Consider the following 24,133-nt stretch of genomic DNA (forward strand, 5'->3'; position numbering starts at 1 on the left):
TTTCATTATGTGAGAGGACAGGGTATGAGTGAAAATAAAACGTTGGAATGTTCCTCCGACGAAACGACAAATGAGTGGAAAGTCGGGCCCGGAGCCTGGATTTCACTGATCGTCGTATTGTTAGTTTTCTCCGGGTTGCTGTTTAAGGTTGAAGGCATGGCCTGGCTGGGGGCGTTTGACTTTACCACCCTCGGCGGCGCGTTCGGCACCATGAAAACGCCGGAAACCAACACCTTTATCGGCAGCGGCGGCATCAGCGCCAAGGCCGGCTTCCTGTTTGCCCTGTCGCTGGTGCCGACGGTGATGCTGGCGCTGGGGCTGCTGGAGATATTTACCCACTACGGCGCGATCCGCGCGGCGCATAAGCTGCTGACCCCGCTGCTTCGCCCGCTGCTCGGGATCCCGGGTTATACCGGCCTGGCGCTGATTACCGACTTACAGAGTACCGATGCCGGGGCGGCGCTGACCAAAGAGCTATATGATAGCGACAAAATAAATCGTAAGGATCTGGTTATTATGGGCGCCTGGCAATATTCCGGCGCCGGTCTGATTAATAACTACTTCTCGATTGGCTCAGCGCTTTTCGCTTCGTTAACCATTCCTATCATTATTCCGCTGCTTTTAATGTTTGTGCTGAAATTTGTCGGCGCGGCAATCACGCGTCTGGTTCTGAATACCGCTTATAAAAGGGATTTTGAAAATGAATAATTCGGCAAAAGTCGGCAGTAACCCGTTCGATATTTTCGTTATCGGCGCGCGCAAAGGATTTAATATCGCCATCAACAATCTGATGCCGAATGTATTAATGGCCTACGTGATCGCTGAAATGCTGAATTTGCTCGGCGTGATGCAGATCATCGGCCACGTCTGCGCGCCGCTGATGGGCCTGTTTGGCCTGCCGGGTGAAGCCATTACCGTATTGCTGACCTCCTGGCTTTCCGCCTCTGCGGGAACCGGCGTGGCGGTGAGCCTGTTGAGCAAAGGCACCCTCAACGTGGCGGATATCACGATTCTCATCCCGGCGATTTTCCTCATGGGTTCGCAGCTTCAGTACATGGGGCGCCTGCTCGGCGTGGCGGATGTCCCGAAAAAATATTGGCCGCTGCTGATGGCGGTGAGCATTATCAATGCCGTTATCGCCATGCTGGTCATGCGCGTGATTGCATAATAGAAGGCAAGGAGTAAGACGTGTCGCGAACTTTAGAGCATTTCAACTATCTGCATCAAATCCCTGAACTGGGCTTTGAGGAGCACAAAACGTCGGCATACATCGGCGATGCATTAGAAGCCGCGGGGTTTCAGGTTCAGCGCAACGTCGGCGGCACCACCGGCATTGTTGCGCTGCTGGATAGCGGTAAGCCGGGGCCGGTCGTGGCGCTGCGGGCGGATATGGATGCGCTGGGCCATATCATCGATGGCCGCTTAGAGGCTCGCCATACCTGTGGTCATGACGGTCACTCTTCGGTGGTGTTGACCGCCGCGGAAGAGATCCTCGCCGAAGGGCTGGTGAAGCGCGGGAAGCTGAAAATACTCTTTCAGCCCGCCGAAGAGCTGGGCACCGGGGCTATCGCGCTGACGGACGCGGGCGCGCTGGACGACGTGGAGATGCTGTTCGGCTTCCACCTCAGGCCGCTGGAGGAGTGTCCGAAGGGTAAGGCGGTGCCGGCGATGTACTACTCCGCCTCGGCGACGGTGATGGTCGATTTCCACGGCAAAGCCGCGCATGCCGCCCGGCCTCACCTGGGCGTTAACGCGCTGGATGCCGCGTCGCACGCGGTGCAGGCGGTAAACGGGATTCATCTGGCGCCTTCGCTGACCTGGAGCGCTAAAGCGACGCGCTTTCTGTGCGATGCAGGGGTAACCAACTCGGTGCCGGCGAAAGCGCACGTGTGCTGGGATCTGCGCAGCGCGGAAAATGACGGCATGGCGACGCTGAAAGAGCGGGTGGTGCGGGCGATAGAGAGCAGCGCGGCGGCTTATGGCGCCACCGTCGATATCCAGATCGTCAAGGAGATGCCCGCCGCGATTATCGACGAACAGGCTACGGCTATCGTCAGCCAGGCGATTCGGGAAACGTTTGGCGAAGCCGGCTTAACGGCGGCGAAGAGTACGCCGGGCAGCGAGGACTTTTTCCACTACCTGCGCCTGCGTCCACAGGTGAAGGGCGGGTTCTGGGGGCTGGGCTGCGACCTGCTGCCGGGGCTGCATCATCCGGAGATGCGCTTCGACCGTGCCGCGCTGGCGGATGGCGTGCGGGTGTTTAAATCCTGCGTTCGCCAGCTGCTGGGCTGAGGGAACAAACCCGGATATTGTGCTCGCTGTACGCCGCCGGGCGATGATTCGCGCGCTGGTTACGCCTGCGGCGGAAACTGAGCCAGCAGCTGATAATCATCCCCGGCGACGCGAAACAGGGCTTCCGTTTGGCCGGGGAGAATCCACTTCTGTTCTTCGCCCGGCTCACAGCTCAGATAAATGCAAAGCCCGCAGCCGCCGCGCAGCTGGCGCGGAATGTCCTTCACCCGGAAGGACGCTCCCGCCGCCTGCAGGGCTTTGCGCATCCGCACTACCCCCACCGTTGAGTGAAATAAAAACAGATATTCCGTCACCGGCGGCTCCTCTGACGTAAGCCGATCAGCGCCGCGCCGATCGCCCCGGCAAACTGCGCGTCGGGATGCGTCTGCACCGCCATACCCACGTGCCCCTCCAGCCTCCGCGCGAAGGCCGCGCAGTGGCTGACGCCGCCGGTAAACAGCAGCGGCCCCTGCGCCGACAGACGGCCGATAAAATTGGCGCTGCGTCGGGCCATGGCGTTGATCACCCCGGCGAGGATCGCCTCCGGCGGCACCCCGGCCGAACGCAGGCTGATGACCTCGGATTCGGCGAATACCGTGCACATGCTGGTAATCGCATGGGGTTCAATACCGTCGGTGATGCTGTCGAGCTGCTCGACGCTGGCCCCCAGCGTACGCGAGATCACCTCCAGAAAGCGCCCGGTGCCCGCCGCGCATTTATCATTCATCAGAAAATCGGTGAGATTACCTGCCTCGTCCAGCTGGATAACCTTGCTGTCCTGGCCGCCGATATCGATGACCGTGCGGGTCTGCGGGGCCAGCAGGCGCGCGCCGAGCCCGTGGCACGAGATCTCGGTGACCTGCTTATCGGCGAAATCCACCAGCTGGCGACCGTAGCCGGTTAAGGTTAAAAAGGGGCGCTCGCTCAGGCCAGCGCGGAGCGTTTCCCACGCCTCAACGATGGCGTCGGCGGGGCGAAACGGCGTCGGGCAGAGAAAGCGGCGCTGAATCACGCCGTCTTCAAGCAGGATGCCTTTGGTGGCGGTCGATCCGGAATCAATCCCTACGGTAATGGTCACGCGCGCTCCTAAAGCATCTCGATAAAGGCCGCCACGCGGGTGCTGAGCTGGCCGATATCCGCCGTCGAATAGTCGGTCTCAATGGCGATATAGGGGATGTCGTGCTGCTGGCGCACGTGGCGTTTTATCGCCAGCGATTCCACCGCGTAGGTGTGGCAGGCCTGCAAAATGACATCCACCACGCCGTCCGCCTGATATTCACCCACCATCTGGCTGAGCAGGGACAGGCGCTGATCGTTCGGCGAAATACAGGAGCAGCCGATGGCGAGATATTTCTCGGTCAGGGCGTCGTAAACGTCACCCGTCTCCTCCACGCAGCGCTCGGTGGCTTTCGCGCCGGTGCAGTTTTCAAAACCGACCACCCAGCCGCCGTTGTCCTCAATGGCCTTCACCACTTTTTCCGCCGCGCCGCCGATCGGGCAGCCGGTGATCAGAATACGCGGTCGCGCCTCCAGCCGTTTGCCCTCTTGCCACTGCTGGCGTACCCGATCGGCCATGTCGTTGAGCTCATCGATCAGCGCCGCTTTATCGAAGCGGAAGGTCGCGCCGTAAACCACTTTTAAAATATCGCTGCCGCTGAGCGCGGGCGGGTTGAGCTGCCCGACGCGATAAAAGTTCGCCAGCGCCCGCCGTTCGCGGTTCTTGAGGATAATCGCCTCGCGCAGGGCGGCTTCGGTAATCGGCGTACCAAAGCGATCTTCCACCACCTTCTGCAGGCGCAAAATTTCCGCTTTCCACAGCGCTCGCGAGGCATCATCGCTGGCGCTGTTCGGCAGCTGCATCACGTGCACGGCTTTGAATTCGGCCATGTATTCGTACATTTTCTTTTTGCCGTCGCAGGTGGTTTCGCCCACCACGAGGTCGGAAAAGTAGAAGTAGGGGCATTTGTCGGTCTTGCCAAAACCGTAGCTGCTTTTTATCAGCGGACAGAGGTTGCGCGGCAGATCCTTTTCCGCCTCTTCAATCGTCTCGTCGGAGGTGGAGCACAGCGACACCACCACCGCGCCGGCGGCCAGCGGAATTTCCTGCGGCATAAAGGTGCAGTAGGTGCCAACCAGCGGTATGTTTTGCTCTTTAAGCTCCATGACCGTGAGGAAACCCTGCTGGCGGGCTGCGGAGAAGTGGTCAAAAATGGCGGGTAGATCGGTGATAAGCGACATGGTTTTCCTTCCCCGTACACGGGAGATGATGAAAGAGGTCGCATTATAACCCTGTTTACTGTGGGTATTTATTGATCTTCCGCTAGTAGACTTTTTTCAGATCCATCTCTTCCTGAATCCGATCGCCCCACGCAAGGTGGGTGGCGATGGCCGCATCAATCCCGGCGTTATAAAACATTGGACCCAGCTCTTTCGCAATAAAGTCGACAAAGAATTCCGCGTCAAATTGCTCCAGTTCCAGCTCAAAATTCTCTTGGCAGTATTTAGACAGCTTCTCGCGCAGCAGGTCGCGTTGCGGCGGGCTGAGATCGATATCGCTCATGGCGTTCCTTAATCAATATTGTTACGGTGGATCGGGGCTGCTGATTATATCCGATCGCGGAGAGTCAGTTGCGATATGGCGTGATGTTTTTGGCCGTAATAAAGGGTATTGATGACCTCGCTCGGCGGAGAATTGTGACTGAGATCACAGTACTCCCGAGAAAACGAAGATAATAGGAGTTATTCTCGTAACTTTATGAATTTAAATGAGATAATATGATTTTTATGGTGTGAATAACATTTAGTTGCGCTCGCCTTTTTTCAGCATGTTCGGTATCTGGATGAATAATCTATGAACCTGATTTCAGGTTATCTGGCTTACGGAATTTTCCTATAAGTACATTCTGACGGCGATTCATTTATCAGGGGTGAAGGATGAAACGCGTAAAACTGAATATGAATGTTTTTGACGCTGCTCTGATGCGCCTGGATTGGGTATTTGATACTTTCGAGCAGGTCTGTTTATCTTTTTCGGGTGGTAAAGACTCGACGGTATTATTTCATCTGGCGGCAGCCGTTGCGCGTAAAAAAGGGAAAAAGTTTGCGGTATTGTTCGTGGACTGGGAAGCGCAGTATTTATTAACCATCCAGCACGTACAAAATATGAAAGAGCGCTATCAGGATGTGGTAAGCCGCTTTTACTGGGTGGCGCTGCCGATGACCACGGTGAGCGGCGTATCGCAGCATGAGCCGGAATGGGTCGCCTGGCGGGCCGGGGAAGAATGGGTGAGGCAACCGCCGGATGACGCCATCACCGATGCCGGTTTTTTCCCTTTTTATCAGCCGGAAATGACCTTTGAAGCGTTTATACCGGCCTTTTCCCACTGGCTGGCTGCGGGGCGCAGCCTCGCTTCGCTGATCGGCATCCGCACCGACGAGTCGCTGCATCGCTATATGGCGCTCACCTCGCCGACCAAACTGCGCTTTGAGGAAGATAAACCCTGGACCACCGCCTCGCCGGAAGGGTTCAGCTATACCTGCTATCCCCTCTATGACTGGCGGACCCGCGACATCTGGATCTTTAATCATAAGTCGCGCCTCCCCTACAATCCGCTCTATGACCTGATGCACCGCGCCGGCGTACCGCTGAAAAATATGCGCGTCTGCGAGCCCTTCGGCCCCGAGCAGCGGCGCGGGCTGTGGCTCTATCACATTCTTGAGCCGGAGACCTGGGAGCGGATGTGCCGTCGGGTATGCGGCGCGCACAGCGGCGCGATTTACGCCAACGCCAGCGGCGACTACTTTGCGCTGAAGACCAAAATCCGCAAACCGGCGCATTTTAGCTGGCGCGAGTATGCGCTCTTTCTGCTCGACAGCATGCCGGCAAAAACCGCCGAGCATTACCGTAATAAAATCGCTATTTATCTGCACTGGTACCAGACCCGCGGTTTCCCTGTCGATATTCCCGACGAGCAGGAAAAAGATCTCGGCTATCGCGATGTTCCCTCATGGCGCCGCATCTGCAAGACGCTGCTGAAAAACGATTTCTGGTGCCGGATGCTGTCGTTCAGCCCGACGCAGCCAAAGCACTATGAGCGCTACTGTCGGCTGGTGAGTAACAAACGTAAAGAGTGGAGGACGCTTTGATGTCGCCGGATGTGGCTAAGACAGTGATTGAATATCTCGAGTCGTTTGACGATGTTGACCTGAAAATCAAAGCAATTAACGAACTGAAGAGCCTGATCCACCAGCACAGTCCCTTCTGCCGCGAGCCGGTGGACTGCGTGCTGTGGGTCGAGGCCAAAACGGTTGAGGCGAATGACTACAACCCCAACGTGATGGCGACGGTGGAAAAAAAGCTGCTGGAACGCTCTATCGAACTGGATGGTTTTACCCAACCGGTAGTGGTGGCTCGCCAGCAGCGACGGCACCTGGTCGTGGACGGTTTTCATCGCCATCTGATTGGTAAGAGTCGCCCGGAGCTGAACCGGCGCCTGCATGGTTATCTTCCGGTGACGCTCATCAATGCCGAACGCGAAGGGCAGAAAGAGCGCATCGCCGCCACCATTCGCCATAATCGCGCCAGGGGCAAACATCAGATCGCGGCGATGTCCGATATCGTCCGCGATTTACATCGCCAGGGCTGGGACGATCGGCGCATCGGCGAAGAGCTCGGTATGGATGCAGACGAGGTGCTGCGCCTGAAACAGATCAGCGGCCTGACGGAGCTGTTCGCCGACGAGAGCTTTAGTGAAGCCTGGACCGTGGAGTAGCGCCTTTCGCTACTCCTGCGCCAGCGCGGCTTCCGGCTGCTGGCGTATCCGGCTTAATAAACCCGCCAGACAGCACGCGGCCGCGATCCCCGCCGCCACCCCCAGCAGATGAAAAGGCAGCCTGCCGCCGTTAAACCACAGCCAGCGCGCCGCTTCGATAGAGAGCGCGCTGACGCTGAGGATCACGATATTCAGCGAAGCGGAAACGGTGCCCTTTGGCAGATCGTTTGAAAACAGGGTAAAGCGGAACAGCGTCGGGAAGATCAGCCCGATGCCGAAGGCGTAGAAGCAGGTGCCGAGCACCGACCACAGCCAGACGTGCGGCCACAGCAGGTTGCCGAGGATCAGGATCGCCAGCCCGGTCATCTGGATGGGCACCGCGCACCAGATAAAGCGCGGACGCGTCGGGTCTTTTACCCAGCGCGCCACCGACAGGTTGGCAATAATCACCGCGCTGAAGACCGGCACCTGGGTCCAGGCGAACTCGGCGGTGGTCAGCCCGCCGTCGTCAATCAGGATAACCGGCGAGACCGCAACCCAGCTCATCAGTGGAATATAGCTGAGCGAGAGCGTGGCGGCGCCGAACAGAAAAACGCGGTTGCGGAAAACATCGCGGAAATCGCGCAGCACGCCGCTGGCGCTGAAGGGGACGTCGCCGCGCCGGACGGTCTCCGGCATGTTCAGCAGCAGCCCCAGCCAGGCGATAAACCCCATGACGGCAATAATCCCGAACAGCACTTTCCAGTGCACGAAGTGCATCAGCGCCGCGCCGGAGAGCGGGCCAATTATTGGCGCGATCAGCACGATCGAGGTAATAATCGCCATCAGCTTAATGGCTTTTGTCTGGCCGAATGCCTCCTGCACGGTGACGTAGCCGACCGTGGCGATAAAACAGATGCTGGTGCCCTGAACAAAGCGCGCGGCGAGGAACTGCTCCATTGAGGTGGTGAACAGGGTCGCGAAGCAGGCCAGGGTAAAGATCAGCGCGCCGGTGAGCAGCACCGGACGGCGGCCGATACGATCGGAGAGCGGCCCGAGCAGCCACTGTAGCGCCATGCCGCCGGCCATATACAGGCTGACCGAGGCGGGAGCCAGCGCCACGTCGGCGTCAAAGTCGCGCACCACGTGAATAATCCCCGGCTGGATAAGATCGGTGGTCAGATAGGCGGCAAAGTCATACAGGATCAGCGCCGCCGGGAAGAAAAGCGTGGCGGAATGGCGGGCGAAAAAACGGGTCATCCATTGCAACATCGGTGGGCTCCTTGTTGAGTCTCTACGCCATAAATAGCCGTTTATGCGCGCACTATTTCAGCACTTCACACTGCAATAAATTTAGGGTCAACCTAAATATCCATGTGTTTTTAACGGTTAATATGTATTCATGTAAGAAATACATTAAAAACAAAAAGTTGAATTAAATATGTAAATGCAGCAGCGACGGAATCTGTGAAAACAGCCACAGCAGCAGACCGATAGTGCCGCCAACCAGCGTGCCGTTGATGCGGATAAACTGCAGGTCCTTACCAATATTCAGCTCGATTTGTCGCGACATATCGCGGGAGTCCCAGCTTTTGACCGTATCGCTGATATGGCGCGTCAGGAAGGCGGCAAACTCCGGGGCTACCCGGTGCGCCGCCTGCTCAAGATGTTCGTTCAGGGATTCGCGCAGCGCCTCATCGTGGAGCAGCGTTTCGCCAAACCACTGACCGGCTTCGGCAATGCGCTGCTTAATGCGTGAATCGTCGCTATTAACATCGTTTTTAACCCAGCCGCGCAGATCGGCCCATACTTCACCCAGATAGCGGTTAAAAGTCTCATCGTTTTTCAGATACGCTTTGATATTGTCCGCTTTTTCCGCCATCAGCGGATCGGACTTCAGGTTGTCGATCAGCTTCAGCGCCGCGCGATCGAAGGCCTGGCGGATCTGATGGGCGCGATCCTGACTCACTTCGTCGAGCAGCGTGTTAACCGCATCGGTAACCATTTCAGCGCTGTGCTCACCGAGCCATTCGGTAGGCAGCAGCCTGGCTTTAAGCGGATGCTCGGTCTCCAGCCAGTGCACGATACCGCGGGCAATAAACGCCCGCGAGCTGTCGCGCTGGAGCAGAGCGATCAGCTGGCTAATCAGCGAATCGAGCAGCTTCTGGTGGCGGTTATCGCGCGTTAACCCTTCCAGCATCATAGCGCTGGTTTGGGTTAGATCGACCTTATCAATCGCTTTATGTACTGCCCGACGCAGCAGGCGCTGAATGCGCGCATCGTCGGTTAGCTCCAGAAAGCCGCTCATCACCTGCAGCAGATGCTGGCCGACCCGACGCGCGTTTTCCGGCTGGCTGAACCAGTTACCAAGCATCAGCGCCGGTTCATAGCGCCGGATCAGCGCGACCAGAGAGGGCGTATCGAGAAATTTTTCCTGCACGAAATAGCCGAGATTATCGGCAATCCGGTCCTTATTACGCGGAATAATCGCCGTATGCCGCGCAACGAACGGCAGCGGAATACGGCGAAACAGCGCCACGACCGCAAACCAGTCCGCCAGCGCGCCGACCATTGCCGCTTCGGAAATAGCCTTTAGCGCACCGACCCATGGCGTTGGCGGCAGCACGAGGGTAGTGATAAAAATGGCGGCTGCAATCAGCAGCAGCGAGAGCGCCAGCAGCTTGGCGCGTTTCAGTTCAGCGAGTTTTTCCATAAGCTTAAGCATATAGCCTGACGGCTAATGCGTAAAATCTTCGCCATTTGACGCCCAGGGCATTCGGATTCCTCTTTTTCCGACGAGAGAGACGATGAGGGTTAATTTAATTTACGTAGCTTAAATTCTATTTTTAAATAATTAAACTTAAATGCATTCATAATATATATTCCACATGAGTTTTTTCTTAAGTTAGTTATTAATAAGTGATCTTGATCACATTATATTCAAGGTTAAATAAGGCATTGTTTATTTCAGGGAAAACGTTAATCAATTTCTCTTGCTACTGGTCTTTTATAAAAGGAGTTTTTCATGATTGGTATATTTAAATATGCAGCAAAAAAAGACATGGTATTAGGTATTAGCGATCAGCAAGCCGGGGCTAAGGCTGTTATCTTACCGGCGTCCTCACCGTTAAATAAAATTCTGTGGTCGGTTGATGACAGGACCGGCGAGATCGTCCTGGCCGCCAGCGAGGAGCTGCTGCTGGGCATTTGCGGGGATCGTATGGGCTCAGGCGCAGCGATTGAGCTCCAGGTTCGCGGGAATAAAGCGACGCAGCGGTGGGATTTAGTCAGCTCACGTCGCTTTATTAAAAGCAAACAAAACCCGAGCTTTGTTATGGACAGCTACAACCGCGGCACGAACCAGGGGAATCCGATTATTCTTTTCGAATTTAACGGCTCGGAAGCACAGCAGTGGGTATTTGTGCCGATGGATATGTTGACGGCAAATAGTCCGGAATAATTATTGTGTAAGATGGCGATAGAGTGAAGCCTCGTTTATTCCCTGCTGGGGAACGGCGAGGCTTTGTCCTTATTTGATGATTGGTAATATTAATTAAAAATAAACTGCCACACAATCCAACAACCAAAAGCCATCAATACGCCGCCGGCCGTGCGCTCGACTTGCCAGACGACGGCGGAAAGGCGGCGCTGCACCGACGGTAGCGCAATCAGCGTGACCAGCAACAGATCCCATATCAACACCACGCTGGTCATCCAGGCTCCGCTGACGGCCTGCTGCACCAGCGTGACGTTCGGGCCCAGCAGGGAGGTCATCAGCGCGAGGTAGAACAGCGCGTTTTTCGGATTGAGCAGCGAAGAACCCAGCCCGAGAAAAAGCTGTTTCACCAGCGGCGGGCGCGAAGCCGAGGCGCCGTGCAGCGCCAGCGTGGTCGGACGGCTTCTGAGCAGCAGGCTGCCAATCCACAGTAAATACGCCGCGCCCAGCAGCTCAATCACCGTAAACAGCAGCGGCGCCTGGCGCAGGATCCCCCAGCCGATAATGGCCAGAAGAATATACAGACCGTTTCCGGCGGCAATGCCGATACACAGGCCGACGCTGCCGCGCAGGCGGTAGCGGATGGCGTAGCCCACCAGCAGAAAAAAATCCGGCCCGGGGCTCAGCAGGGCGACAAAATGGGAGAGCGCCAGCGCGGGGAAGGCGGAGGGAAAGAGCGTAGCGAGTATGTCCATAGCAACCTCAGTATTAATCTGAGGTCACCTTACGCCAGCGTAAACGCTAATTATTGTCTGTTATTGATCGGGACTGCGCATACTGGCGCGGCGTGGCGGCGGTATAGCTGACAAAGGTTTTATGAAAGTGGCTCTGGTCGGCAAACCCGGCCTGGTAGCCGACATCGGCGATAGTATCCCCGGCGCGCAGGCGCGTTTTGGCGAATTCAATCCGCGCGATATTGATAAAGCTGGCGGGCGTCAGGCCGGTATCCTGCTTGAAGGCGCGGATCAGCGTCTCTTTGCGCAGCGCAAACTCATCGGCGAGGCTATCCAGCGTCGGCGGCGCCTGCAGATTGGTTGCCAGACGACTGAACAAACGCGCGCTGGTCTGACTAAACGCCACAGGCGCGAGCGGGCGCAGCGGCAGGTCGCGCAGGAACCGGGCGACGCTGGCGGGTAGCGCGGCGGTGTTTTGCTGAGTCATCAACGCCACGATCTGCAGATACCGGGCAAAGAGCCCGGCATCGCGAATCACCGGCCGGGAGGTTATCAGCCGCTCGTGATGCGCATCGTTTGCCAGCTGTCGCAAGCACCAGCTTAGCTCGAGATAGAGCATATGGTAGCTGCGCGGCTGGCCGTCGCGCGGATTGCAGCTGTGGGGCGCCTGGGCGGGGATAATAATCAGATCGCCCGGCCGCAGCAGATACTCCTGCCCGTTGCAGATACAGCGCGTTTCCCCCTCGATAATCGCCCCCACGGAGAGCTGCGGATGGCGGTGACGTTTATAGGCCTGACGGCTTTGCCAGGTGCTGCGCAGCTCCAGCCAGGGCAGCTGTTCGTCGCGCCAGAAGGTTTGCTGAATATCGCGCGTATGGCTCACGGTGGGCTCCTTAGCTGAGGGGGATTGCTGTTTATACCATGCCGTTTCCGCTGGTGGATATTACCGTCGTGCCTGATGACGAAATTGTCCAGCATCGAAGAGTCGCCTTACTGGAGCTGATGCAAAAACATATTCGTCAGCGCGATTTGCTGGGCATTGTGGAACATCTGACGGCCATTTTGCTTAGCGGATACGCTAATGACAGGCAGCTAAAAACGCTGTTTAATTACCTGATTCACTCGGGCAAAGCGCTTCGGTTGGGGAAATTTATCCGCGAAGTGGCTCAGCGTGTTCCGCAGCATAAGGAGAAGCTCATGACTATCGCCGAAAGGTTACGTGAAGTGGGGCGCAGGCAGGGGAAGCGGGAAGGTCGCCAGGAAGGACGACTTGAGGGCGTTGAGGAGGGGCAGCGCGCCGAAGCGCAGCGTATTGCTCAAACGATGCTCGCCGAAGGTATGGCCCTGGAAACGGTGCTGAGAATTACCGGTTTGTCGGAGGCGGATATCCGGGGTGACACTCACTAACTTATTGATATTACGCTGTTATTTATGAGCGATTTATGCCGATAGCGCGCTCCGTTCCATTTCGGGAAAATTCCGTATCTCTCTGAGTCTGGACGCATCCTCAGCTATCTCGACTACCCTTAATATCCTGTGCGGTATTTATGACTGCGTTAACAGCGATAACAAGGAGACATGCGATATGGCTTATCAGACGGTGAATCCTGCAAACAATCAGCTTATCAAAGCGTACCCGGCACACAGCGACGCGGACGTGGAAGCGGCTCTGCAGAAGGCGGATGCGCTATATCATTCGTCGTGGTCGAAAGGCGATATAGCGCAGCGGCTATCGGTGCTGCACAAGCTGGCGGATCTGATCGACGGCCGGGTTGACGAGCTGGCGAAAATCGCCAGCCAGGAAATGGGCAAACTCATTGAGCAAAGCCGCGGTGAAGTGAAGCTGTGCGCGCAAATTGCCCGCTACTACGCCGACAACGCCAAACAGTTTTTGGCGCCGGTAAAGTATCCGTCCGAGTTGGGTGAAGCCTGGGTTGAACACCATCCCATCGGCGTACTGATGGCGGTAGAACCGTGGAACTTCCCTTATTATCAGCTTATGCGCGTGCTGGCACCGAACCTGGCGGCGGGGAACCCGGTTATCGCCAAACATGCCAGCATCGTCCCACACTGCGCGGAAACCTTCGCCCACCTGGTACGCGAAGCCGGTGCGCCGGAGGGGGCGTGGACAAACCTGTTTATTTCTCAGGATCAGGTGGCGAAGATTATCGCCGACGATCGCGTACAGGGTGCGGCCCTGACCGGCTCGGAAAAAGCCGGTAGCGTGGTGGCGGCGCAGGCGGCTAAACACATCAAGAAAGCGACGCTTGAACTGGGCGGCAACGATGTCTTTGTGGTCCTGGACGACGCCGATCTGGCGAAGGCGGTGAAGATCGGCGTGCAGGCGCGGCTCAACAACGCAGGCCAGGTGTGCACCGCGGCGAAGCGCTTTATCCTGCATGAAAAAATTGCCGACTCGTTCCTGAGCCAGTTTACCGAGGCCTTCCGTCAGGTGAAAATCGGCGATCCGCTGGACGAAAGTACCACGCTGGGCCCGCTCTCCTCAAAAGACGCGCTGGAAACGTTGACCAAACAGGTTGACGAGGCGGTGAAAAATGGCGCGAAACTGCATCTGGGCGGCAAACCCGCGCAGCGGGAAGGCAGCTTTTTCGAGCCCACTATACTGACCGGCATTACCCGCGATAATCCGGCTTATTTTGAAGAGTTCTTCGGCCCGGTCGCGCAAATCTACGTGGTGAAAGATGACGATGAGGCGGTGAAGCTGGCCAACGATTCGCACTATGGCCTTGGCGGAGCCGTATTCAGCCAGGATATCGAAAGGGCGAAACGCATGGCGTCGCGGATTGAAACCGGTATGGTCTATATCAACTGGCTAACCGATACCGCGCCGGAGCTGCCGTTTGGCGGCGTTAAGCGCTCCGGGTTCGGCCGCGAGCTTTCCGATCTCGGGATTAAAGAGTTTGTGAATCAGAAGCTGGTGGTCGTGCATAAATAACGGCGTGAAGACAAAAACCTGCCATCTGGCAGGTTTTTTGGCGTTCACTGAACTTCAATCTTATCCCAGCCGCTCTTAAACATGCAGCTGTCGACGAGCGTATCCCTGCGCCCCTCATTGGCGTCCTCAACCGTATAGCTGGTGGAAATATCCTTTTTCTTGTTCTTTTTGTCCGTTTTTTCCGAGCTTGAACCGGTGACGACGTTATCCGGGGGGAGATCGATCAGCGCCTGCGCTTCGCACTCCGTGAGCTTTTTATTCATCTCCGTATCGCTGACTCCCGGCTTCACCCATTTGTACTGGACGCAGCCTGACAGCAGCACGGTGAAGCTCAGAACGCAAAGCGCGGCGAAGCGGCCGTTCATCAGAAGGTAACCCCGCCGCCGACATAGGCGCCGTCAATCAGCGTGTGGCCCGGGCGGCCATCCTTGCCGTCGACGCTGACATGGCGATAGCCCACTTTCAGCGTGACCGGGGTGATTGGCGTCCAGCTTACGCCGCCGTTGGCTTCAACGTAGTTTTTGACGCTATTGTTCAGGCCCTCCGGTGCGGCATAGCCCTCACCATAGAGATGGATGCTGTCGGTCAGGGCCACGTTGACGCCGCCGCCGATGGGGAAGGCCACGCCGTTATCGCCTTTTTTAGGGCCGAGGTAGATGGCTTTCGCGCCGGCATTAAACATCACCGGGCCGAGTTCCAGGTTATAACCCGCGCCTACGCCGCCTGTCTGGGTACCGTCATCGGTATTTTTGAGCCAGTTGCTTTCCACATACAGGCCAGAAGAGGATTTCCCCATTTCCAGATTCAGGTTAGTGAAGTTCTTGCCCTGCTCAACGGTGCCGCCCATCGCGAGTGCGGATCCCGAGACGGCAGCCAACGCCGAGAGAAGAAGGATATTCAGCTTTTTCATGTTTTATGCCTCATCATTACATTACGCGGAGGGCACCTTAACAATCGATTTTTATGACTGCAAATCAGCGAGGGATGACTGTTTTATGCTAATTTTGTTATTAGATATATTTATTTGTGTTGTTTGTTAGTTGTTTTTACTGCGGAGTCAATGGGTAATCTTTAGCCGTTGAGCGTGAGTTGAATCTTTTGGCTAAATATTCGCTGAACAGGCGCGAAAAAGCGGTTGTGGACGCAATAATTGGCTTTCTAATTATTTCCAAAAACATTTCTGTTGTTACATATAAGAACAGAATTTTACATTTCAGCCGCGCATTCCCCCTCCAGAAGAGGGGGGCGAGCGACATGACTACTTGCGCAGGCTCGCAAATGCGGTGCGAATCTCATCTTCCGGAAGCTGTATCCCAATAAACACCAGGGTACTGTGCGGTTGCTCATCGCCCCACGGCCGGTCCCAGTCGGCGCTGTATAGCCGTTGAACGCCCTGGAACAGCAGGCGGTTGGGCTCGCCGTCGATCCACAGCATCCCTTTATAGCGCATCAGCTGTTCAGCAAAGGTGAGCAGCAGGTTTTCCATCACCCGCGACACGTCGCTAATATCCACCGGATAATCCAGCTCCACCACGATAGACGACACGTCGTTCTGCTTATCGGCCATAAAGTGGAAGCGCGGTTTGCTGCTGACCACGTTCTCTTCCAGCATAAAGCCGCTGGTGTTAAACAGCAGATTCAGGTCGATATCGCCGTGGGTGACGTTGTAAATCGGCGCGCGGGCGTTAATACGCATCAGCCGTTCGCGGAGCTTGTCGCTGTCGCCCGCCACGTCAGTTTTGGTGAGCAGGATACGATCGGCGTAGCCCACCTGCGACTGGGCAATGGTGAACTGATTCATCTGCTGGTCGGCATGCACCGCGTCAACCAGCGCAATCACGCCATCCAGCAGATAGCGTTCACACAGCACATCGTGAGAGAAAAAGGTCTGGATAATCGGGCCGGGGTCGGCCATGCCGGTGCATTCGATCACCAGCCGGTCAAAATCAATTTCTCCGCGATCGCGGCTGTCGAGCAGATCGAGCAGGGCGTCTTCCAGTTCGTTGGAACGGGTACAGCAGATGCAGCCGTTGGTCAGGGTTTTAATCTGCGTGGCGCGATCGCCGATAAGCTGGTCATCGACGGCGACTTCGCCAAATTCGTTTTCGATAACGGCAATTTTAAAGCCGTGCCGTTCGTTCAGGATATGGCGCAGCAGGGTGGTTTTACCCGCGCCAAGAAAACCGGTGAGCAGGGTGACTGCAATCGGTGCCATGTTTGCCTCCATTAGCAGCAGCGTACGCCGCCTTTGCCGTCGCCGCCGTAGCGGGCCTGCTGGCGTTCGCGAAAGAATTCATCGTAGGTCATGTACGGCTTGTCCGGATGGTTAGTCTGCATATGCTCGACGTAATTATCGTAATCCGGAATGCCAATCAGCATTTTCGCTGCCTGACCGAGGTATTTTTTTGCCTGACCTAAGTTACCAAACATTGTGAGTCCCAGAGAACGAATAAAGCCGGATGGCGGCTAGCGCCTCATCCGGCCTACAAACATTCGTTTGTGTAGACCGGATAAGCGTAGCGCCATCCGGCATTAAGGTTTAGTGATGCGAAGAGGTCTTCACGCCGCCTTCCGGTACCGGCACGTACGGGGTCTCTTTGTCGGTACGCACTTTATTGTTGCGCACGTTGAGCCAGGTTTTGATGCCGTAGAAGATGATGCTGTAGACCACCACCAGGAACAGAATGCTCAGACCCGCGTTGGTGTAGTTGTTCACCACGATATGGTTCATGTTGGCAATCTGCTGCGCGGTCAGTTCGCCGCCGGCGGCGATCTTCTCTTTATACTGCTGCGCCATGAAGAAGAAGCCTTCCATCTGCGGGTTGGTGCTGAACAGTTTCAGGCCCAGCGCCCAGGTGGTGCACAGCAGCAGCCATGCGGCCGGGATCACGGTGACCCAGATATATTTGGTGCGCTGCATTTTGACCAGCACCACGGTGCCGAGCACCAGCGCTACGGCGGCCAGCATCTGGTTAGAGATACCGAACAGCGGCCACAGGCTCTTCACGCCGCCCAGCGGGTCGACCACGCCCTGATACAGCAGGTAGCCCCACAGGCCGACGCAGCCCGCGGTACCGATAACACCGGCCACCAGCGAGTCGGTTTTCTTGAGGAACGGCACGAAGTTGCCCAGCAGATCCTGCAGCATAAAGCGGCCTGCACGGGTACCGGCATCCAGCGCGGTGAGGATAAACAGCGCTTCAAACAGAATACCGAAGTGGTACCAGAAGCCCATATCCGCCATCGGGATGATTTTGTGGAACACGTGAGCGATACCCACGGCCAGCGTCGGCGCGCCGCCCGCGCGGTTCAGTACCGACGGTTCGCCGATATCTTTCGCGGTTTGCAGGATTTGCTCAGGTGAGATCACGAAGCCCCAGGAGCTGACGGTCGCCGCCGCGTGTGCGGTGACATCCCTCAGCTGGGCGGCAATCAGCGCGGCGTTTTCACCGCCCATTTCGTGCAGGTTCGGCATGGTGATGCCCAGACCCGCCGGCGGAGTGTTCATCGCGAAGTAGAGGCCCGGTTCGATAATTGAGGCCGCTACCAGCGCCATCACCGCCACGAAGGATTCCATCAGCATCGCGCCGTAGCCGATAAAGCGGGCGTCGGTTTCGTTAGCCAGCAGCTTCGGCGTGGTGCCGGAGGCGATCAGGGCGTGGAAGCCGGAGACCGCGCCGCAGGCGATAGTGATAAACAGGAACGGGAACAGCGCGCCTTTCCACAGCGGACCGGTACCGTCAATGTACTGGGTCACCGCCGGCATTTTCAGGTCCGGATTGAGGATAACAATGCCCAGCGCCAGGCCGACGATAACGCCAATTTTCAGGAAGGTCGCCAGGTAGTCGCGCGGCGCCAGAATCAGCCAGACCGGCAGCAGCGCCGAGATAAACGCGTAGCCAATCAGGGTAAAGGTAATAGTGGTGTCTTTAAAGGTCAGCGCCGGGCCCCAGTACGGGTCGTGGGCAATCACGCCGCCGAAGTAAATCGACGCTACCAGCAGGACGATACCAATCACCGATACTTCGCCTACGCGGCCCGGGCGCAGGAAGCGCATGTAGATCCCCATAAACAGGGCGATCGGCACGGTCGAGCAGACGGTGAAGACGCCCCACGGGCTTTCCGCCAGCGCTTTCACCACGATTAACGCCAGCACCGCAAGGATGATGATCATTATCAGGAAGCAGCCGAACAGCGCGATGGAGCCCGGCACCGGACCCATCTCCTGCTTGATCATTTCCCCCAGCGAGGCACCGTTACGGCGCGAGGAGATAAACAGCACCATAAAGTCCTGCACCGCCCCTGCCAGCACGACGCCCGCCAGCAGCCACAGGGTACCCGGCAGGTAGCCCATCTGCGCGGCGAGCACCGGGCCCACCAGCGGACCGGCGCCGGCAATCGCGGCAAAGTGGTGGCCGAACAGCACGTAGCGGTTGGTCGGGACATAGTTCAGGCCATCGTTGTTAATCACCGCAGGCGTGGAGCGCGTAGGGTCGAGCTTCATGACCTTTTGCGCGATATACAGGCTGTAATAACGGTAGGCGACGAGGTAGACGGAAACCGACGCCACCACGATCCACAGCGCACTGACGTGCTCGCCGCGGCGCAGAGCGACGACCGAGAGGCAAAATGCCCCGATGATTCCAAGAATCACCCAGGGTATGTGCTTGAATAACTTTTTAGTATCCATAGTAAAACCTGGCTTAATAAGATGAATAATGGGCCGAAGCCGTCTGGGTTTAGTTAGGGTTTGAGGAGGCATTGATTAGCTATGCTGGGGACCATCTTGCCAGAACGTCGCGCGCGTAAAGTTGGGTAAATCTGTGAGTGGTTATATCCGGGGTTAAGCGGTCACTTGCAGGGGTAAGCGGTTGGGAATGTCGCCGGAGAAGAAAAATATGTGATTGAGATCACTCTATTATTCTTCCTGCTGCAAGGCACTTCTTTATCGCTTCAGGATGACGTTTTTATTAGCCAAAAATGAAAAGTGTTATTTCACGCACAGGCATTTTGCTATCATGCTGACGTTGAATCTGTAGGTATGGATAGCGTTTATCATAGGGAATTCAGGTAATGAAATTTGTAAAGATAATGATCATCGTTAGTGCTTTTTATGCAACATTCACTCAGGCAGCAGGTGAGCCGCCAGCGCCTTATAAGCTGCGATGGGAGATGAGCTATGATGAGGCCAGAAACACGCCTTTATATTCACTGGAAGTCTCCGATATAAATTACGCGGGTAAAGATCCCGATCTGATTATCTCAACGCTTTCCCCTCAGGAAGTCGGTGAGTTGCAATATAAGGAGATGACCCTTTACTTTGATAAAAAAAAAGGGCTGAAGAGTATTTTCATGGGCGCCGTTGTTGATTCTGGCGAACGGGCCTATAAGATTGATGATGGCAAGGAGGCGCTGGCTTTATACAATCAGGAAATAAAGGTTCTTGACCGGGAATATGGCCCGGCGGTAACCAAAGAAGAATTTATGGCCGATAATAATAAATTCTATCATAGCCTTTCTGCCTGTATTGAAAAACAGCAAGAGTGGTACAACAAAAGGTTGGATCCGAATAAAGTAACTCACTGTTCAAAATGGCAGCGTAGTTATAAAAAGGGTCGGGTAACCGTTTTGCTGTACATTGAACCGAGACAAGTTTCAAAACAATATATTTATAAATAAAAGGGACTGCTCGGTGAAAAAATATAAAATCCTGCTAAAGATTATTGCTCTGTTCGCGATGGTCATCATGCTTACTTATTGCCGGCAGTCTTATTATATGGCGAGGAATGCGGGACGCAACGTCATGACCTTATACGACCATCAGCACGCGGTATCCGCGTTAAACGCTAACGATTTAGATGCGGCGCAAGGCTACCTGACGGGGGAAAAGTACAATAATCGCTACAGACCCGTTGGTGGGGCTGAACCCTGGGGAAGTCTACAATATCGGGCGGCGAAAATCGTTGCCAGCGCAGCGGCAAACGGTCAAAAAGTGCGTGATGACGCACGTTATCTCGCCTGGATTTCCTTGTTTGAAGCCGAAGAGGGGGTCCCCGAACGTCCCGACATTATGCTGGGTTACATGCATCAAGCGATGGCGCTACTGTTAGCGAATCCGCAGTTGCTCGATAAAATCGATTCTAAAAACGTCCGTACTTTACCCAGCCAGTTTACCCTTGAGCGCTATGCGGTATGGCAATATTTAAGCGATGGCGGAGAGATTGACTGGAGCAAAAAGGCGCCTGCGGGGGAAGGTTATACAATTGCTGGCGAAAGTTATCAGGTCTGGAATATCAGATTAAGAAAAGCGCTGTGGAATCGTGGGGATGCCTTTTTAACAAATATTGGTAAAGAACAATTTATTCATGACGCTATAGATTATTCTCAGTTTCCGGTTATTGCCTGTACCGCCAGGCGAAAAGGCTGGCATTTAACGTTACCAGCGAACTACCCTGAGCAAAATTTCCGCGGCGGCGGGCGTTTTGATTGGGCTTCATGTCGGGACGTTGATTAAAAGAATGTTCCGGGAGGGCCTACGAAGAAATGGTTGTCGACTCCCCTGGTTGAAAACAGGTTTGCTCATCGGGCAATGAGCAAACCTGGTCACAGAGATTAGGCCACGACGTCCATCTCCATCATCACCGGATGGAAGCGGCGCTTAAAGTAAATCAGCCCGTGGCCCTGCTGGCTCAGGGTAATGTTCCTGATTTCCACCAGATAGACCAGGTGGCTACCGATGGTCTGCACCTGGCTAATCTCGCCCTCGAGGCTCGCCAGCGCGCCTTTCAGCACCGGCTGGCCCAGCGCGCCTTTTTGCCAGCCGCTGAGGCCGAAACGGTCATCCATCGTCATCCCGGTCATGCCGGCGAAGTGGCGGGCCATCTCCTCTTGCTCGTGGTTCAGTACGTTGATGCACAGCTTGCCGTTGCCCTGGAACACCGGATTCATCGCGCTGTTAGCGTTGATGCAGACCATTACCGACGGCGGCGTATCGGTCACCGAACAGACCGCGGTGGCGGTGATACCGCAGCGGCCCGCCTCGCCTTCGGTGGTGATGACGTTAACGGCGGCCGACAGACTGGCCATGGCATCGCGAAAACGCAGACGTTGTTCATCTAATTGCATTGTGACCTCCCGCTGCCGGTTACTTCAGCAGCTTATCCAGCATGTTTATATCGGTATTGTTGTGCAGATGCGGCACCGTCCAGCCGTTCTGGTCGTACTCGGACAGGCAGCGATCCACCATCGCCATCATTTTGTCCATGTTGCCGGAGCTCTGCGCCTGACGCAGGCACTGCAGGCGAATCTCATCCTGGCTACCGGAGTAGTTGATTTCGTACAGTTCATGACGGCCGCCAAACTCGCTGCCGATGGCGTCCCACATCAGTTTGAGGATCTTGATGCGCTCGACGTGATCCATACCGTTCGATCCGCGCACGTATTTCGCCAGGTATTCGTTGATCTGCGGATTATTGAGATCGCGGGCGCTGGACGGCAGATAGATCAGGCCGCTGGTGACGTTGCGTTCAATAATGTTTTTGATTTTGGCGTAGGCCATCGGCGCCATCACGCGATAGGTTTGCAGCGCGGCGTGATCCGGCAGATACGCGCCGTTAACCCACGGCGTGGCTTCGGCGCACATCGAATCGCTCAGCGCCCAGAACATATTGCGCCAGGCCACCACTTCGCCGAGATCCGCCTGCACGCCGCGGAATTCAAGGGTGCCGGTGCACTCCAGCGAGCGCTTGAGAAGGGCGGTGATAAAGTCGAGCTTCACGGCCAGACGCACGCAGGCCTGCAGCGGATACATGCGGGCGAAGCCGCCCTCCATCGTCCAGCGGCGGCAGCGATCGAAGTCGCGATAGATCAGCACGTTTTCCCATGGGATCAGCACATTATCCATCACCAGGATCGCATCGTTTTCGTCGAAGCGGCTGGAGAGCGGATAATCGTAGGGCGATCCGGTTGCTCCGGCGACCAGCTCATAGGAGGCGCGGGAGATAAGCTTGACCCCTTCGGCGTCCATCGGCGCGACGAACATCAGCGCGAAGTCCGGGTTTTCGCCCATCACCTGCGCCGAGCCGAAGCCAATCATGTTGTAGTGGGTGAGCGCCGAGTTGGTGGCTACCACTTTCGCGCCGCTGACGATGATCCCGGCATCGGTCTCTTTCTCCAGCTTGATATAGACGTCTTTCACTTCGTCGGCTGGCTTATGGCGGTCGATGGGCGGGTTGACGATGGCGTGGTTAAAGTAGAGGCCGGTTTCCTGGATGCGGGTGTACCAGTTACGGGCGTTCTGTTCAAACTGACCATAAAACGCCGGGTTTGCGCCTAGCGCGCAGCCGAACGCGGCTTTGTAGTCCGGGGTACGGCCCATCCAGCCGTAGCTCAGGCGCGACCATTCGGCGATAGCGTCGCGCTGCTGGCGCAGATCGTCGGCGCTTTTCGCGACGCGGAAGAACTTGTGGGTATAGCCGCCGCTGCCGGTATCGGTGCCCCAGCACAGGGTATCCTGCAGTTCGGGTTTATGCAGCGCGTCGTACATCTGGGCGACGGAGGCGGCGGCGTTGCGGAACGCCGGGTGGGTGGTCACGTCCTTAACGCGTTCGCCGTAGATATAGATTTCGCGGCCGTCCTGCAGGCTCTTCAGATACTCTTCACCGGTTAACGGGCGTTTAGCGTCGGCACGGAAATTTTCAGGTTTCATAGGTGACCTCTTCAGTATTAATCGGAATGCGATGTTAAATTTATGTTTTGTTTTTGTTGTTAAATTGAAGCGGTTAACGCGGCTTTCGTGAAGAGACTTTTAGGTCAACGGTCGGTACTTTTCAGGCGGGGTTGGGTTATGTGATCGGGGGTTGGTTTTTCTATTTTCCGGCCTGGCTCCCCGACGATCCGACGACAAGCCAGGGCGGGTTTTGAATTTGAAGGCCGGACAGATGCGCAGCATCGCCTCCGGGAAATGCAGCGACTCTGCGCTCTGCTTCCGGGGGCGGCGCCTGACGCGCTTTGCCCGGGCTACCGCCTCTCAGACGGCTGCGAACTCGCCGCGCCGTCCCCGGTAAGATCTTATGATACCGGTACTTTTTGCGTTCTGAACGCGCTCGGCGAGCAGCCGACTAAGCGGTTAAAAAAGCGGGCAAAATAGGCCGGATCCTTAAAGCCCAGCTGCCAGGCTATCTCGTTGACCGCGCTGTCGGAAAAGAGCAGTAGCCTCTTGGCTTCGCGCAGCTGCCTGTCGAAAATCAGCCGTTTGGGCGGCCGGTTGGCGAAGCGGCGGCAGATATCGGTTAACCGGGATTCGGTCAGATGCAGCTCGCTGGCGTAATCCGGCACCGTCCAGTGCTGATGGTAGTGGCCGTCGATCAGCTGGTTAAACCGCTGGAACAGCTTGAGCTCGCCGCGTATCCCGCTGGCCGCGTGATCGTCAAGCTTCGCGTTGCGCAGCAGCAGGGTGAACACCGCCTGCGCCAGCAGCGTCAGGGTATGTTCCCGCCCCGGCAGCTGCGACGTCGATTCCCGTTCAATCAGCCGCCAGTAGTGCGCCAGCGCCGCCAGCTCCTCGGGCCTGTCGGCCAGCGACAGGCAGATGCCCGGCAGACCGAAAGCCTCCCGCGTGCCGGGATAGAGCACCTCCAGCAGCGGCCAGACCAGATCCTCGCGCACCGTCAGCACGTGACCGTCGCTATCGGACTCGGTGATAAAAGCGTGCGGCACCGAGGGCGGCGTCAGGACAAACAGCGGCGCCTGCACCGAATAGCGATGATCGTCGAGCTGCAGCTCAATCTGCCCGGTATCGAGAAAGTGCATCTGAAAATACTGGTCGTGACGGTGCGCCTGCATATCGCGGCCAAAGAACTCCGCCATCCTGGCAAACGATTGATAATGCACATCTTCCGTCCCCAGGCTCTCATCGTACTCTTTATTAATATCGATATTGGCTATCGGGCTCTGGCACATGGCG

25 protein-coding genes and 1 pseudogene are annotated in these 24,133 nt (G+C 56.4%); 10 read left to right on the forward strand and 16 right to left on the reverse strand.

From position 1 onward, the window contains the following. The first annotated feature begins 24 nt into the window (after nucleotides 1–24). Genes BJF97_RS04170 through BJF97_RS04180 form a run of 3 tightly spaced genes read left to right on the forward strand, consistent with a single transcriptional unit; the run spans nucleotide 25 to nucleotide 2,292 of the window. A complete protein-coding gene (locus BJF97_RS04170; RefSeq protein ID WP_014227768.1) occupies nucleotides 25–708 on the forward strand; it encodes a nucleoside recognition domain-containing protein in 684 nt (227 codons plus the stop codon). Then, nucleotides 701–1,168, forward strand: a complete 468-nt coding sequence (locus BJF97_RS04175) for a YjiG family protein (RefSeq protein WP_004128539.1) — start codon at nucleotides 701–703, stop codon at nucleotides 1,166–1,168. The genes BJF97_RS04170 and BJF97_RS04175 overlap by 8 nt, the downstream gene beginning before the upstream one ends. A 20-nt stretch (nucleotides 1,169–1,188) precedes the next feature. After that, entirely contained in the window at nucleotides 1,189–2,292 is a 1,104-nt protein-coding gene (locus tag BJF97_RS04180; protein ID WP_032693018.1) for a M20 peptidase aminoacylase family protein, read from the forward strand. A 59-nt stretch (nucleotides 2,293–2,351) separates the two neighbouring features. On the opposite strand, the gene BJF97_RS04185 is transcribed toward BJF97_RS04180, so the two are convergent. The 4 genes from BJF97_RS04185 to BJF97_RS04200 form a co-directional block, all read right to left on the reverse strand. Continuing rightward, complete coding sequence (locus BJF97_RS04185; RefSeq protein ID WP_014227770.1) at nucleotides 2,352–2,606, reverse strand: DUF3343 domain-containing protein; 255 nt, start codon at nucleotides 2,604–2,606, stop codon at nucleotides 2,352–2,354. Beyond that, nucleotides 2,603–3,370, reverse strand: coding sequence for a putative 2-hydroxyacyl-CoA dehydratase activator YjiL (yjiL, locus tag BJF97_RS04190; protein WP_014837323.1), 768 nt, complete (start codon nucleotides 3,368–3,370; stop codon nucleotides 2,603–2,605). The genes BJF97_RS04185 and yjiL overlap by 4 nt, the downstream gene beginning before the upstream one ends. An 8-nt stretch (nucleotides 3,371–3,378) precedes the next feature. Continuing rightward, nucleotides 3,379–4,530 (reverse strand): double-cubane-cluster-containing anaerobic reductase, encoded by a 1,152-nt coding sequence (locus BJF97_RS04195; protein WP_032693016.1) that lies wholly within the window; start codon nucleotides 4,528–4,530, stop codon nucleotides 3,379–3,381. A gap of 82 nt (nucleotides 4,531–4,612) precedes the next feature. After that, nucleotides 4,613–4,852 (reverse strand): DUF2164 domain-containing protein, encoded by a 240-nt coding sequence (locus tag BJF97_RS04200; RefSeq protein ID WP_032693015.1) that lies wholly within the window; start codon nucleotides 4,850–4,852, stop codon nucleotides 4,613–4,615. 374 nt (nucleotides 4,853–5,226) lie between these two features. Between BJF97_RS04200 and BJF97_RS04205 the strand changes: the two genes are divergently transcribed. Both BJF97_RS04205 and BJF97_RS04210 read left to right on the forward strand, forming a co-directional pair. Further along, on the forward strand, nucleotides 5,227–6,438 hold the full coding sequence (locus BJF97_RS04205; RefSeq protein WP_032693014.1) for a phosphoadenosine phosphosulfate reductase: 1,212 nt from the start codon (nucleotides 5,227–5,229) through the stop codon (nucleotides 6,436–6,438). After that, the gene (locus tag BJF97_RS04210) at nucleotides 6,438–7,064 is read left to right on the forward strand and encodes an IbrB-like domain-containing protein (RefSeq protein WP_014227775.1); all 627 of its coding nucleotides are present in this window, start codon (nucleotides 6,438–6,440) and stop codon (nucleotides 7,062–7,064) included. The genes BJF97_RS04205 and BJF97_RS04210 overlap by 1 nt, the downstream gene beginning before the upstream one ends. Before the next feature lie 9 nt (nucleotides 7,065–7,073). Here BJF97_RS04210 and mdtM read toward each other — a convergent pair whose 3' ends face one another. Both mdtM and BJF97_RS04220 read right to left on the reverse strand, forming a co-directional pair. Next, nucleotides 7,074–8,315, reverse strand: coding sequence for a multidrug efflux MFS transporter MdtM (gene mdtM / locus BJF97_RS04215; protein WP_032693013.1), 1,242 nt, complete (start codon nucleotides 8,313–8,315; stop codon nucleotides 7,074–7,076). 163 nt (nucleotides 8,316–8,478) lie between these two features. Next, nucleotides 8,479–9,768: a DUF445 domain-containing protein gene (locus BJF97_RS04220; RefSeq protein WP_014227777.1), complete on the reverse strand. Its 1,290-nt coding sequence runs from the start codon at nucleotides 9,766–9,768 to the stop codon at nucleotides 8,479–8,481. A 300-nt stretch (nucleotides 9,769–10,068) separates the two neighbouring features. Between BJF97_RS04220 and BJF97_RS04225 the strand changes: the two genes are divergently transcribed. Beyond that, the gene (locus BJF97_RS04225; protein WP_032693011.1) at nucleotides 10,069–10,503 is read left to right on the forward strand and encodes an RICIN domain-containing protein; all 435 of its coding nucleotides are present in this window, start codon (nucleotides 10,069–10,071) and stop codon (nucleotides 10,501–10,503) included. An 89-nt stretch (nucleotides 10,504–10,592) separates the two neighbouring features. On the opposite strand, the gene BJF97_RS04230 is transcribed toward BJF97_RS04225, so the two are convergent. Both BJF97_RS04230 and BJF97_RS04235 read right to left on the reverse strand, forming a co-directional pair. Further along, the gene (locus BJF97_RS04230; RefSeq protein WP_032693010.1) at nucleotides 10,593–11,234 is read right to left on the reverse strand and encodes a LysE family translocator; all 642 of its coding nucleotides are present in this window, start codon (nucleotides 11,232–11,234) and stop codon (nucleotides 10,593–10,595) included. Between the two features lie 46 nt (nucleotides 11,235–11,280). Beyond that, nucleotides 11,281–12,096 (reverse strand): AraC family transcriptional regulator, encoded by an 816-nt coding sequence (locus tag BJF97_RS04235; protein WP_032693008.1) that lies wholly within the window; start codon nucleotides 12,094–12,096, stop codon nucleotides 11,281–11,283. 29 nt (nucleotides 12,097–12,125) lie between these two features. Here BJF97_RS04235 and BJF97_RS04240 point away from each other — a divergent pair. Then, nucleotides 12,126–12,620 (forward strand): annotated as a pseudogene (locus BJF97_RS04240) (Rpn family recombination-promoting nuclease/putative transposase); the annotation flags it as partial. A 178-nt stretch (nucleotides 12,621–12,798) separates the two neighbouring features. Beyond that, nucleotides 12,799–14,169, forward strand: a complete 1,371-nt coding sequence (locus BJF97_RS04245; RefSeq protein WP_032693007.1) for an NAD-dependent succinate-semialdehyde dehydrogenase — start codon at nucleotides 12,799–12,801, stop codon at nucleotides 14,167–14,169. Nucleotides 14,170–14,213: 44 nt separating this feature from the next. On the opposite strand, the gene BJF97_RS04250 is transcribed toward BJF97_RS04245, so the two are convergent. From BJF97_RS04250 to btsT, 5 genes are all read right to left on the reverse strand, one after another. After that, a complete protein-coding gene (locus BJF97_RS04250) occupies nucleotides 14,214–14,534 on the reverse strand; it encodes a hypothetical protein (RefSeq protein WP_004098289.1) in 321 nt (106 codons plus the stop codon). After that, nucleotides 14,534–15,079, reverse strand: coding sequence for a YfaZ family outer membrane protein (locus tag BJF97_RS04255; protein ID WP_014227782.1), 546 nt, complete (start codon nucleotides 15,077–15,079; stop codon nucleotides 14,534–14,536). The genes BJF97_RS04250 and BJF97_RS04255 overlap by 1 nt, the downstream gene beginning before the upstream one ends. A gap of 348 nt (nucleotides 15,080–15,427) precedes the next feature. Then, a complete protein-coding gene (gene yjiA / locus BJF97_RS04260; protein WP_032693006.1) occupies nucleotides 15,428–16,384 on the reverse strand; it encodes a GTPase in 957 nt (318 codons plus the stop codon). 11 nt (nucleotides 16,385–16,395) lie between these two features. Continuing rightward, a complete protein-coding gene (locus BJF97_RS04265) occupies nucleotides 16,396–16,599 on the reverse strand; it encodes a YbdD/YjiX family protein (RefSeq protein WP_004098292.1) in 204 nt (67 codons plus the stop codon). Nucleotides 16,600–16,708: 109 nt separating this feature from the next. Continuing rightward, nucleotides 16,709–18,859: a pyruvate/proton symporter BtsT gene (btsT, locus tag BJF97_RS04270; protein ID WP_014227784.1), complete on the reverse strand. Its 2,151-nt coding sequence runs from the start codon at nucleotides 18,857–18,859 to the stop codon at nucleotides 16,709–16,711. Nucleotides 18,860–19,242: 383 nt separating this feature from the next. On the opposite strand from btsT, the gene BJF97_RS04275 reads away from it, so the two are divergent. Both BJF97_RS04275 and BJF97_RS04280 read left to right on the forward strand, forming a co-directional pair. Further along, nucleotides 19,243–19,848 (forward strand): hypothetical protein, encoded by a 606-nt coding sequence (locus BJF97_RS04275; RefSeq protein ID WP_032693005.1) that lies wholly within the window; start codon nucleotides 19,243–19,245, stop codon nucleotides 19,846–19,848. Between the two features lie 124 nt (nucleotides 19,849–19,972). After that, a complete protein-coding gene (locus tag BJF97_RS04280; protein ID WP_162680370.1) occupies nucleotides 19,973–20,683 on the forward strand; it encodes a transcriptional regulator in 711 nt (236 codons plus the stop codon). Nucleotides 20,684–20,781: 98 nt separating this feature from the next. On the opposite strand, the gene BJF97_RS04285 is transcribed toward BJF97_RS04280, so the two are convergent. The 3 genes from BJF97_RS04285 to hpaA all read right to left on the reverse strand — a co-directional run bounded on the left by BJF97_RS04285 (nucleotide 20,782) and on the right by hpaA (nucleotide 24,129). Beyond that, nucleotides 20,782–21,294 (reverse strand): 4-hydroxyphenylacetate 3-monooxygenase reductase subunit, encoded by a 513-nt coding sequence (locus BJF97_RS04285; RefSeq protein WP_004098296.1) that lies wholly within the window; start codon nucleotides 21,292–21,294, stop codon nucleotides 20,782–20,784. A 19-nt stretch (nucleotides 21,295–21,313) separates the two neighbouring features. Next, nucleotides 21,314–22,876, reverse strand: a complete 1,563-nt coding sequence (gene hpaB / locus BJF97_RS04290; protein ID WP_004128599.1) for a 4-hydroxyphenylacetate 3-monooxygenase, oxygenase component — start codon at nucleotides 22,874–22,876, stop codon at nucleotides 21,314–21,316. 362 nt (nucleotides 22,877–23,238) lie between these two features. Continuing rightward, nucleotides 23,239–24,129 carry a 4-hydroxyphenylacetate catabolism regulatory protein HpaA gene (gene hpaA / locus BJF97_RS04295; protein WP_009652862.1) on the reverse strand — a complete coding sequence of 297 codons (891 nt, stop codon included), beginning with the start codon at nucleotides 24,127–24,129 and terminating at the stop codon, nucleotides 23,239–23,241. Nucleotides 24,130–24,133 lie beyond the last annotated feature (4 nt).

The sequence above is a fragment of the Klebsiella sp. LTGPAF-6F genome (assembly GCF_001753185.1).
Lineage (GTDB): Bacteria > Pseudomonadota > Gammaproteobacteria > Enterobacterales > Enterobacteriaceae > Klebsiella > Klebsiella michiganensis.